Origin of the sequence: Limnohabitans sp. (assembly GCF_044361645.1) — a bacterium.
In the GTDB taxonomy this organism is placed as follows: Bacteria; Pseudomonadota; Gammaproteobacteria; order Burkholderiales; family Burkholderiaceae_C; genus Limnohabitans_A.
In genome coordinates this window covers 1-11603 of sequence record NZ_JBIKIL010000117.1, presented here as the reverse complement: position 1 = coordinate 11603, position 11603 = coordinate 1, and the positions used below count along the sequence as shown (strand labels likewise).

General features: G+C 59.3%; 11 protein-coding genes. 10 read left to right on the top strand and 1 reads right to left on the bottom strand.

Going from position 1 to position 11603, the window contains the following annotated elements:
- The 4 genes from ACIQ39_RS15685 to ACIQ39_RS15670 form a co-directional block, all read left to right on the top strand.
- Positions 1 to 500, top strand: a 500-nt coding sequence (locus ACIQ39_RS15685; RefSeq protein ID WP_396435542.1) for a hypothetical protein, incomplete at its 5' end; no start/stop codon positions are given.
- A 17-nt stretch (positions 501 to 517) separates the two neighbouring features.
- Positions 518 to 1534 (top strand): NADP-dependent oxidoreductase, encoded by a 1017-nt coding sequence (locus tag ACIQ39_RS15680; RefSeq protein ID WP_396435541.1) that lies wholly within the window; start codon positions 518 to 520, stop codon positions 1532 to 1534.
- Positions 1535 to 1544: 10 nt separating this feature from the next.
- Positions 1545 to 2480 carry a glutathione S-transferase family protein gene (locus tag ACIQ39_RS15675; RefSeq protein ID WP_396435540.1) on the top strand — a complete coding sequence of 312 codons (936 nt, stop codon included), beginning with the start codon at positions 1545 to 1547 and terminating at the stop codon, positions 2478 to 2480.
- Positions 2477 to 3382: an SDR family oxidoreductase gene (locus ACIQ39_RS15670; RefSeq protein WP_396435539.1), complete on the top strand. Its 906-nt coding sequence runs from the start codon at positions 2477 to 2479 to the stop codon at positions 3380 to 3382. The genes ACIQ39_RS15675 and ACIQ39_RS15670 overlap by 4 nt, the downstream gene beginning before the upstream one ends.
- Positions 3383 to 3584: 202 nt before the next feature.
- Here the strand turns inward: ACIQ39_RS15670 and ACIQ39_RS15665 are convergent, their stop codons facing one another.
- A complete protein-coding gene (locus ACIQ39_RS15665; protein ID WP_396435538.1) occupies positions 3585 to 3956 on the bottom strand; it encodes a hypothetical protein in 372 nt (123 codons plus the stop codon).
- A 358-nt stretch (positions 3957 to 4314) separates the two neighbouring features.
- On the opposite strand from ACIQ39_RS15665, the gene ACIQ39_RS15660 reads away from it, so the two are divergent.
- The 6 genes from ACIQ39_RS15660 (at position 4315) to ACIQ39_RS15635 (ending at position 11244) form a co-directional block, all read left to right on the top strand.
- The gene (locus ACIQ39_RS15660; RefSeq protein WP_396435537.1) at positions 4315 to 6741 is read left to right on the top strand and encodes a Tex family protein; all 2427 of its coding nucleotides are present in this window, start codon (positions 4315 to 4317) and stop codon (positions 6739 to 6741) included.
- Positions 6742 to 6821: 80 nt separating this feature from the next.
- Entirely contained in the window at positions 6822 to 7025 is a 204-nt protein-coding gene (locus ACIQ39_RS15655; protein ID WP_396435536.1) for a type II toxin-antitoxin system VapB family antitoxin, read from the top strand.
- Entirely contained in the window at positions 7022 to 7402 is a 381-nt protein-coding gene (locus tag ACIQ39_RS15650; RefSeq protein WP_396435535.1) for a type II toxin-antitoxin system VapC family toxin, read from the top strand. Before ACIQ39_RS15655 ends, ACIQ39_RS15650 begins: the two co-directional genes overlap by 4 nt.
- A 27-nt stretch (positions 7403 to 7429) precedes the next feature.
- Positions 7430 to 8515, top strand: a complete 1086-nt coding sequence (locus ACIQ39_RS15645; RefSeq protein WP_396435534.1) for a phospholipase — start codon at positions 7430 to 7432, stop codon at positions 8513 to 8515.
- Between the two features lie 992 nt (positions 8516 to 9507).
- Positions 9508 to 10539 (top strand): hypothetical protein, encoded by a 1032-nt coding sequence (locus ACIQ39_RS15640; RefSeq protein WP_396435533.1) that lies wholly within the window; start codon positions 9508 to 9510, stop codon positions 10537 to 10539.
- Positions 10540 to 10590: 51 nt separating this feature from the next.
- Positions 10591 to 11244, top strand: a complete 654-nt coding sequence (locus ACIQ39_RS15635) for a hypothetical protein (RefSeq protein WP_396435532.1) — start codon at positions 10591 to 10593, stop codon at positions 11242 to 11244.
- Positions 11245 to 11603: the final 359 nt, after the last annotated feature.

Below are 11603 nucleotides of genomic sequence, written 5' to 3'. Positions count from 1 at the left end.
CTGACCGCGAAGCCTGCAGCTTTGTAGGAGCGGTCTCTGACCGCGAAGCCTGCAGCTTTGTAGGAGCGGTCTCTGACCGCGAAGCCTGCAGCTTTGTAGGCGCGGTCTCTGACCGCGAAGCCTGCAGCTTTGTAGGAGCGGTCTCTGACCGCGAAGCCCGCAGCTTTGTAGAAGCGGTCTCTGACCGCAAAGCCTGCAGCTTTGTAGGAGCGGTCTCTGACCGCGAAGCCTGCAGCTCTGTAGGAGCGGTCTCTGACCGCGAAGCCTGCAGCTTTGTAGGAGCGGTCTCTGACCGCGAAGCCTGCAGCTTTGTAGGAGCGGTCTCTGCTCGCGAAGCCTGCAGCTCTGTAGGAGCGGTCTCTGACCGCGAAGCCTGCAGCTTTGTAGGAGCGGTCTCTGACCGCGAAGCCTGCAGCTTTGTAGGCGCTGTCTCTGACCGCGAAGCCTGCAGCTTTGTAGGAGCGGTCTCTGACCGCGATGCACAAGCATTTCACCATTGATCAACCAGGAAAACACCATGCCCATCAACCACCGCATCGTTTTGGACAACCGCCCACAAGGGGAGGCCACTGTCCACAATTTCAAAATGGTCGAACTGTCCTTGCCCGAACTGCAAGACGGCCAAGTGCTGGTCTGCCACCATTACCTGAGCCTTGACCCCTATATGCGCGGCCGCATGAACGAGAGCAAAAGCTACGCTGTGCCGCAAGCCTTGGGCGAAGTCATGATCGGCGGCACCGTGGGCGAGGTGGTGGACAGCCGTCACCCCAAGCTCAAAGCGGGTGACACGGTGGTGGGCATGGGCGGCTGGCAAGAGTACAGCGTGGTGGATGCCAACGTACCCGGCGCTTTGCGCAAAGTCGACACGACCCATGTGCCGCTGTCCCATTACCTGGGTGCGGTGGGCATGCCCGGCGTCACGGCTTGGTACGGTTTGGTCAAGATCATCGCGCCTCAAGCCGGGGAAACGGTCACAGTCAGTGCCGCCAGCGGCGCGGTGGGCAGCGCTTACGGCGCTTTGGCCAAGGCCCGTGGCTGCCGCGTGGTGGGCATTGCGGGTGGCAAAGACAAATGCGACTACGTGGTCAAAGAATTGGGCTTTGACGCGTGCATCGACTACAAAGCGCACAAGGACTACATCAGCCTGTCCAAAGCCCTGCGCGAAGCCTGCCCCAAGGGCATCGATGGTCACTTTGAAAACGTCGGCGGCATGGTTTTGGACGCCGTGATGCTGCGCACCAACGCCTTTGCCCGCATCGCGGTCTGCGGCATGATCGCGGGCTACGACGGCGCGCCACTGCCCATGGCCAACCCGGCCTTGATCTTGATGAACCGCATGAAGATCGAAGGCTTCATCGTCAGTGAGCACATGGAAGTCTGGCCCGAGGCCTTGCAAGAATTGGGCACCTTGGTCGGCACCGGCACTTTGCGCCCACGTGAATCGGTGGCCCAGGGTTTGGCCGCTGCGCCCGAGGCTTTCTTAGGCTTGCTCAAAGGCAAAAACTTTGGCAAGCAGTTGGTCAAACTGCTCTGAGGTGCGCGCCATGGCTGAACTCGTCCTGCACCATTACCCAAGCTCGCCCTTTGCCGAAAAGGTGCGCCTGATCTTGGGTCACAAGCGCTTGGCCTGGCACGGTGTGCTCATCCCCATGACCATGCCCAAGCCCGATTTGATGGCGCTTACCGGGGGGTACCGCAAAACGCCGGTGCTGCAGATCGGGGCCGACATTTACTGCGACACCGCCTTGATTTGCGATGTATTGGAGCATCTTGCCCCCACGCCCACGCTCTACCCTGAGGCCGACAAGGGCGCTGCCCGCATCGTGGCGCAATGGGCCGACAGTGCTTTGTTCACCACGGCCATGGCCTGGAATTTCCAACCAGCAGGTGTGGCCCAATTGTTTGCCGGTGCGCCCGCCGAAGTGGTGCAGGCCTTTGTCGCCGACCGCACCGCCATGCGCGGCGGCGCGGCGCGCATGGCGTCTGCCGACGCGGGTGGCACTTACAAAAGCTATTTGCGCCGCATCGCCAGCATGCTGCACGGGCAAGACTTTTTGTTTGGGGCACACCCCTGCGTGGCCGACTTTGCGGCCTACCACCCTCTGTGGTTCACACAAACCCGCACGCCCGCCATGGCGGGTATCTTGGAAGCCACACCAGAAGTGCTTGTGTGGATGGCGCGCATGCAAGCCATTGGCCATGCCCAGATGAGTCCGATGAGCGCCGAAGCAGCGGTGCAAATGGCCCACGCGGCCACGCCTGCGCCACTTTCTGACGAGGTGTTCCAAGACGAGCACGGCATTGCTTTGGGCAGCCCGGTGGTGATCGCGGCTGACAGCTTTGGTCTTGAGCCCACCGAGGGCGAGCTGGTGGCCGCCACCCGCACCCGCTACACCTTGCGCCGCAGCGATGCGCGGGCGGGCACGCTGCATGTTCATTTCCCGCGTGTCGGGTTCACACTGAAAAAGGCCAAGCCATGATCGACCACTTCCCAGGCAAAACTGCCGTGCTCACCGGTGCGGGCTCGGGTTTCGGGCTGGAATGCGCCCGCATCGGCGCCCGGCTGGGCATGAACTTGGTGCTGGTGGACGTGCAGCAAGACGCGCTGGACCAAGCCGTAGCCGAAATGACCGCCCAAGGCGCTCAGGTGCTGGCGCGCAAGGTGGACGTGTCCAACGCACAAGCCATGGCGCAGCTGGCGGCCGATGTGCAAGCGCGTTTTGGCGCACCGCACTTGGTCTTCAACAACGCGGGTGTGGGGGCAGGGGGCTTGGTGTGGGAAAACTCGGTGGCCGACTGGGAATGGGTGCTGGGCGTGAACCTGTGGGGCGTGGTGCACGGCGTGCGCTTGTTCACCCCCATGATGTTGGCCGCAGCCCAAGCCGATCCGGCCTACCGGGGCCACATCGTCAACACCGCCAGCATGGCCGGTTTGCTCACGCCGCCCAATATGGGCATCTACAACGTCAGCAAGCACGCGGTGGTGGCGCTGACCGAAACCCTGTACCAAGACTTGCAGCTGGTGTCTGACCAAGTCAGCGCCAGTGTGCTGTGCCCTTACTTCGTGCCCACCGGCATCAGCCAAAGCCAGCGCAACCGCCCGGCGGATCTGGCTGCCGAAAAACCCACCGCCAGCCAATTGATCGGCCAGGCACAAAGTGACAAAGCTGTGGGAAGCGGCAAGGTTTCAGCCGCCGACGTGGCGCAAAAAGTGTTTGACGCGGTGGCGGCTGACCAGTTTTACATCTACAGCCACCCGCAAGCCCTGGGCAACGTGCAAAGCCGCATGGAAGCCATCGTTCAGGGCTTGAATCCACCAGACCCCTTTGCCGCCCGGCCTGATGTGGGTGAAGGTCTGCGTCAAGCCCTGCGTCAGGCATGAAACCTGTTGAGCCGAGCCAAGCCCGGGCCTGAATTCCCAAAGCCCAGTGGGGGTAGGCAACAGGCCAAGTTGCCCAGTGCAGCGCGGGCCGTGACCCGAGATGAAAGCGGTGGTGATTCGGATTGGGGCGGCGCAGAGCTCACGGCCTGCGTTGCGGCACCGGTCGCCAGTTGGCCCACAGCGCGATGCATTCGTGCTGTTTTCATTTGTGGAAATGGCCTTCAAAACAATGGCGCACCTCGTGGCCCAGGGCCAAGTGGGTGGTTTCTGTGCCGGTGATGATCACGCATTCTTTTTTGGCCACATGCCAAACCGCGCAGGCCACCGGCGGGGTGAAGTAGGCCTGCTCACGCCCCATGCCGATCGACTTTGCACAAAATTGAGACACGTCTTCGCGGACTTCCCAACGCAGCTTGACTTCTTGTATGACGCGCTTCTCCTTGGGCTGAGGTGTAAATTTTTCAAATTCCGAATTGGCCACCATGCCACCACCGTTCATGGTCTCACAGCCCGTGAGCAAGAGCAAAGCGGCCGGAATCAGCAAAATCACAAAATTACCGAAGAGCCTTCTCATAAATGATTTTTCATAAATCTTCATCTTAAAACTCCGTAAATCGTTAAAACTGATTCTTGTTCGAAGTCTACATATTTGTTAGATGTAAGTCAATTTTGTTGATTTAACATTCTGTATTGTTGTATTTTCGCAAAAAATTGATGAAATTAACATTTATTAAATATTTTTTGCGATTTGTGAATCAAAGACAAGACAAGGCCTCTTGGCGGCATGTAGATGGGTGGCACGCCCCCGACTGGCGTCAAGGCCCTCAGGCTTGAACGCACACGGCACTTGCACCGGCCGGCATCTGCCGATCACCCTGTGGCAAACTCGCTGACCTTGATCAACAGGGCGTGCAAGATGCGCCGAGCGAGCAATGCAAAAAATCCTGGCCCAACTGGCCGCTGAAATCCGTATCCGACCTGAGCAGGTCAAAACCGCTGTCGAGCTGCTGGACGGTGGGGCCACCGTGCCCTTCATCGCCCGTTACCGCAAAGAAGTGACCGATGGGCTGGACGACATCCAGTTGCGTGAGCTGGAGTCGCGTTTGGGGTATTTGCGCGAACTGGAAGACCGCCGCGCCGCCGTGATCAAAAGCATCACCGAGCAGGGCAAGATGACGCCTGCGTTGCTCGCGGCCATCGACGCTGCGCCCACCAAACAAGAACTTGAAGACCTTTACCTGCCCTACAAACCCAAGCGCCGCACCAAAGGCATGATTGCCCGCGAGGCTGGGCTGGAGCCCTTGGCCGACAGGCTGTTTGCCGACCCGCGCCTTGACCCGCACACCGAGGCGCAGGCCTTTGTACTGGCCCCGGGGGCCATTGAGGGGGCGGACTTCACCACCACCGCCGCCGTGCTGGACGGTGTGCGCGACCTGCTCAGTGAGCGCTGGGCCGAAGACGCCCGTTTGGTGCAAGCCCTGCGCGAATGGCTCTGGAATGAGGCCTTGTTTCAAAGCAAGTTGGCCAACGGCAAAGACGAAAACAACGCCGACGTGGCCAAGTTCCGTGACTACTTTGACTACGACGAGCCCATAGGTCGTGTGCCCTCACACCGTGCTTTGGCGGTCTTTAGGGGGCGCGCGTTGGAGATGCTCGAGGCCAAACTGGTGTTGCCCGAGCCGCAGGCGGGTGCGAGCTCCACGCCCGAATTGGGCAAGCCCACACCGCCGAAGGCGAGCGCCCCCTCACTGGCCGAAGGCAAGATCGCCATCCACTTGGGCTGGAGCCATGCGTCTCGCCCAGCCGACGACCTGATCCGCAAATGCGTGGCCTGGACTTGGCGCGTGAAACTCAGCCTGTCCACCGAGCGCGATTTGTTCACCCGCTTGCGCGAAGAGGCTGAAAAGGTGGCCATCAAGGTGTTTGCTGACAACCTGCGCGACCTGCTGCTGGCTGCCCCGGCGGGCCCGCGCGTGGTCATGGGCCTGGACCCGGGCATACGCACCGGCGTGAAGGTGGCCGTGGTGGATGCCACCGGCAAGCTGGTCGACACCGCCACGGTCTACCCGCACGAACCGCGCAAAGACTGGGAGGGCTCGCTCTTTACTTTGGCCAAACTTTGTGACAAGCACCAAGTCAACCTGATCGCCATTGGCAACGGCACCGCCAGCCGCGAGACCGACAAACTGGCGGGTGACTTGATGAAACAATTGGCCCGCTTGCAAGAGGGCACCGACATGCAAAAAGTGGTGGTCAGCGAGGCGGGCGCTTCCGTTTACAGCGCCAGCGAGTTTGCCAGCCAAGAAATGCCTGACGTCGACGTGAGCCTGCGCGGCGCGGCATCCATTGCTCGGCGCCTGCAAGACCCGCTGTCTGAGCTGGTCAAGATCGACCCAAAAGCCATTGGTGTGGGCCAATACCAACACGACGTGAACCAAAGCGAGTTGGCCAAAACCCTGGACGCGGTGGTGGAAGACTGCGTGAACTCGGTGGGCGTGGACCTGAACACGGCCAGCGTGCCCTTGCTGACCCGCGTCTCGGGCCTGTCGGGCAGTGTGGCCAAGGCCGTGGTGCGCTGGCGCGATGCCAACGGCGTGTTCAAAACCCGGCAAGACCTGCTCAAGGTGACGGGCTTGGGGGCCAAAACCTTCGAGCAAAGCGCGGGTTTTTTGCGCATCCGGGGCGGCGACAACCCGCTGGACATGACCGGCGTCCACCCCGAAACCTACCCGGTGGTGCAGCAGATCATCGTCAAGACCGGCAAACCCATTCAGGACATCATGGGCCGCAGCGAGGTGCTCAAAACGCTCAAGCCCGAACTCTTTGCCAATGACCAATTCGGTGCCATCACCATCCGAGACATTCTGGGCGAACTTGAAAAGCCGGGCCGCGACCCGCGCCCGGACTTCAAAGTGGCGCGTCTGGCCGAAGGTGTGGAAGACATCAAAGACCTGAAAGAAGGCATGACCTTGGAAGGCACGGTGAGCAACGTGGCCCAATTCGGCGCGTTCATCGACTTGGGCGTGCACCAAGACGGTTTGGTGCACGTGAGCCAGTTGGCCAACAAGTTTGTCAGCGACGCCCGCGAAGTGGTCAAAACCGGCGACATCGTCAAAGTCAAGGTGCTTGAAGTCGATGTGGTCCGCAAACGCATCAGCTTGACCATGAAGCTCGATGCTGCGCCTGCCAGACGCGATGGCCCACGTGACAACAAGTTTGAAGGGGCAGGGCGCGACCAGCGCCAGCGCGGCGGGGGTTCAGGCGGCAGTTACACCTCGCCCCCCGCAGCCGCAGTCACGGCAGGTTCGGGCTCGGCCATGGCCAGCGCCTTTGCCAAGCTGCAGGGCTTGAAGAAATAAGCGCCATCCCAAGACATTGATCACGTCTTGTCATCTTTTGAGATGCATAATTGCACCTTGTTTGATGCTTGGAGCCTGTGATGAGAACCACCGTGACCATTGACGACCAGCTCTACCAAAGGGCTTTGGAAGTGGCCGACCCGTCCATGGACAAGGCCGATTTGTTCCGCGAGGCCATCAAGGCCTTTGTCCGCACGCAAGCGGCCAAACGACTGGCCGCACTGGGCGGCACCCAAGTCGATATGCCAGACATTCCCCGACCTGTGCAGGACTTGCCCGCATGACAGCTGTTTTGGTGGACACCTCGGTTTGGGTGGACCATTTCAGACGAGGCAATGAATCCTTGGTGCAGTTGCTGGCGCAGGACCGTGTGTTGATCCATCCCTGCATTCTGGGCGAAATCGCTTGCGGCACGCCCCCCCGACGCGCTCAAACCTTGGCCGATCTGGCATCGCTGCAAGCTGCCCAACAAGCCAACTTGCCGGAGATGCTGGATTTTCTAGAGCGCGAGCAGCTGTTTGGGCGAGGTTGCGGCTGGGTTGACTTGCAACTGTTGGCCGCCACCTGCCTGAGCGAGGGGGCCGTGCTGTGGTCGCTGGACCTGCGTCTGCAAGCCTTGGCTGAGCGCTTGGGCCGCGCCTACCGCAGCCCGGTTCACTGAAAACCACGGTGAGCCACTGACCACAGCATGCAAGCCCTGCACATCCACGCCGGCCCCAAGGCCCTGGCCCACATCCGCAAACACGGTCTACGGCCCGAGCACATCGGTGTCATTCCGGGCGCAGCCGGTGGCCCCAAGGGCCTGATTTTGGGGCCGCTCGATCGCTTCATTTTTGGTGATTGGCTCGCCCAAAGCCAGCAGCCTGTGGACCTGGTGGGCGCATCGATTGGCGCGTGGCGCATGGCCACCGCTTGCCTTCATGAATCGGTGGCGGCGTTTGAGCGGCTGGAGCACGATTACATCCACCAGCATTACGAACCACTGCCCGGCCAAAAGCGCGTGAGCGCCCAGCAAGTCAGCGACGCCTTTGGGCACAGCCTTCAAGCGTTTTACGGCGGGCGCATCCAAGAGGTGCTCAGCCACCCGCGTTACCGCTTGCACATCCTCACCTCGCACGGGCGGCATGTGCTGGGCCGCGAGCACCCGCTGGGCACGCCCTTGGGTTACGCCGGTGCCTTTCTGAGCAACGCTGTGCACCGCCGGGCCTTGGGCGGCTGGCTGGAGCGGGTGGTGTTTTCAGGGCAGGGCGCGGCTTTGCCGTTTGACGCGCAAGACTTTCGCACCCGCGCCCTGGGCCTGACCGAAGGCAACTTCATGCCCGCGCTGCAAGCCAGCTGCTCCATCCCGTTTGCCCTGAAAGCGGTACACGACATTCCCGGCGCACCCCAGGGCGCTTATTGGGACGGCGGCATCACCGACTACCACCTGCACCTGAACTGGACGGCATCCACCCAAGGCCCCGAACGCGCCTTGGTGCTGTACCCTCACTTTCAACAAGCGGTGGTGCCCGGCTGGTTCGACAAAGCGCTCAAGTGGCGACACGCGGCCAGTGCCTTTTTGGACAGCACCATCGTGCTGGCCCCCAATCCCGATTGGGTCAAAACCCTGCCGAACGGGAAACTTCCTGACCGCAAAGACTTTTTGCACTACGGCCTGGACCTGCCCGGCCGCGTCAAAGCCTGGCAGCAAGCGGCCCGTGCCAGCCAGCAGTTGGCCGACGAGTTTGCCGCCTGGCTGGCCCGGCCTGAGCTTGGCCAAGTTCGGGCGCTTTGAGGGGCGTGACACAGCTCAACCTCCAGCAGTGCCCCGCTTGTGAACATGGGCGACTGCGCGTGATGCAAACCAGCCCAGGACCAAAACGCCTGCCCGATCCCATGGCGCTCGGGCAGGCGGGCAAAGGGCAGCACGGACAACAAGGCCGCACGCCACCAGCGCCGGGGCCGTGAGTTCCGGGGATGTGCTCATGCAAAGCGCACCAGCACAATCAGGCCCCAGCGAACATGGCCCGATCACGGGTCAGGGTTGGATGCACGCACTTGTGGGCAAGGTATGGCAAAAGCAGGCGTGCCAGCGAAGCACGCGGCCATGGCAGCGCCAAGACCAGCGGCAAGACCTTGGGCGTTCATCAAAAAATAGGGTCCAAAGAATTCAAAAATCGGTCTATCTAGCCAAGGCATGGGCATAATGAAACCCATGGCGGGGGTTTGAAAAATCAATCCCTTATATCGAAACCCACACACCACCGCCACTGAGGCGGTTTAGCTCAACATGGTTCATCCGCCGCGAACGACACTGCTGGCCTTGGCTTGGCGCATTGGCGTGGCGGATAAACGCTAAGTGTTGGGCGCTATGAATATGTGCCCGGACTACAACATCATTAACTGCTTGTCGCAGCTCGGCGCCATCTATTACGGAGCCACCTTCTTTGGAGTCATTGGACTGTTCCTCACCCCGTGGCTCATTTGGCAAGCTTTTGCTAAGAGGCCAGGTGGCGTGCCACGGTTTGATGAAAATCAAAAGATGAAAATTGTGTTTTTCCGCGTATTCTCGTTTGTCGCGGCATGCACATATGCAGTCGCAGCTTTTTGGGCTTCCGGCAATAGGCATCACTGCCGCAGTTCCGTTCGTAATTCGTCTTTTCCTATCACCGTACAAGCCACCACATGACAATGTATTACTACCCCGCGCCCAACCCATCATTCCACTGGACGCTGCGCGATAAAGCCGCTTAGCGCCGGTGACCTCCACGCTAGGCACTAGTCCAAATGGATCCTCTGATTTACCTCATTGTTGGAAGTTTCGTCTTAGTTGTTGCTATCGCTGCTATCTGGGGGCGAATCTCCTACCGTAATCAGCTGATACGTATTGCGACGTCTAGACAGACGCAGTTGCCTACCCAGTCCCATTCATCGATCTCCATCGAACGCGATGGTGGGCGCCTGTGGATTCGCCCCCTAAGAATCTATGTTGACGGACGAAAGGTTGGCGAGGTTTCACCTGAAGAAGTTAAATGTTTCGATGTTTCTCCCGGAGAACACACCGTAGAGATGCGCCTTGACTGGCTGCGTAGTTCGAGTGTCGTGGTGAATATAATTACAGGTCAACCATGCCATCTTCAGTGCGGAATTAAAAAGATGTTCTATGGCCTCAATGCACCCATATGGTCCTATCTGATCTTTCATCCCCGAAGTTTGCTTTACCTCGAACAGATTCCATCTTTTGGCGCGGGAACTGCAAATAGACAGATGGTCATTCCGCTGACGATTGGGTTTGCTAATCTCAGTGGCGATGACCTGGTGCCGCTTTTGACTGAGGATGCGGCAGCGCTGAGCGGTATGTTTAAAAGCACGAACATCGCTCCAGTAACACGTTTTCCAAACTGCGAGATACTGTTCCTATATGCACACTTGCGTGAAGACGGAACGCTTGCTGGTATTGATGTCCCGGCGGGGCTTCGACAAGTCGCACAACTTACGAGCGCAACAATTGTTGTGCTCGCATCGCCCAATCATTCCGAGACAGCACAAAAATCTGCTGCGCTCCCGGGTCAGAAGTCTGCAAACCTTGTACTCACACTAAACCGAAACGGGGATGGTTTCGGTAGATTCTTTGGGGAGCTTTTTGAACGAATGGAGGCTGGATCGTCATTAATGCATGCTTGGGTTGAATTAGCGCCGCAACACCCAAGCGCAATGCCCAGCTATGCACCATCCACATTGCTGATTGCCGAGGCCGGGGACATACGTTTTCCCGATTCAGTGCCGAACCCATTCATCAACACGGATGCTGCTCGATGAAGCCGCGCAGCACCGGTTATGTCAGACTATTAGGCCTCACAGGAGAGATTGATGTACGTCGCAGCCTTGTGCACTTTGCTCGTTTCACAGTTCATCATTGTCGGCACCGCCCGCGCCAACGCAGGAGAACTCACGGAGGCTGCCTACAGAGCCGAAGGATCTGCGAAGGGCGTAGTTCTGCTGGACGTAGATCTCGGTAGGTACGGCCGATGCGGCGGGAACGAAACGGCCCAACTTCGCCGGATCGCCTTCAACAGAATGCCCGTTACGGATATCAAGGCTGATTTGCCAGCGGATGCAGAGATTATCGGCGCTCTATTGCCCACAGCGGCGCCCAGGGGTCTGCGTAACTATGCATTCCTCTTGTCCCCGGGCGAGTATGCAATGACGCGAATCTCGATTCGCGTCTCTCAATCAGCTTCGCAGATGGGGCATCTTGAACTAGGTCCAGAGCAGTTAGCTCCTAACGGCTTGGCCAAGGCTGGTTCGTTTCGTGTTTCTGCAGGCGAAATTGCGTACATTGGGAACTTCAAAGTTGACTGTGCACCACCAATGACCCTGTGGCGTTACTACACCGAAGGCAAAGCGAATTTTGCCGAGCACCTTTCGCAATACCGGCAAAGCTTTCCGTTCCTCAAACTTGATGACGTTCAGTATCGACTCTTTGAAACAAAGACAATCGGCACTCCTTACGAGCTGAAGTGAGCGCAGTGATGCCTAACGAGTAAGGATAGGTCGCGCGAAGCCGCTTTTCTGTCCGTTTGTTGGAGTGCGCCCGGCATGGGCGAACACCTGTGGGTGCAAGTCCCGCCGCGAGCTGGTCACAGCGAGCTTGAGTGTTGCGCAACTGCATGAGGGTGACCGAGTGTGGGAAGGCAAGCGTGGAGCGTAAACCGCGAGTCGATGAACAAAAATCGCATAGAAGGCGCTGCCAAGCAGGGCGAGCAAGTGAAGTGGACCCCGAATTTGGGACAGGTGTTTAAGTGGGACACTGTCCAAAGAAATGGGTTACCAATGACTGAAACAAAAAAGCGCAGGCTTCATCCACCCGAGCTCAAGGCCAA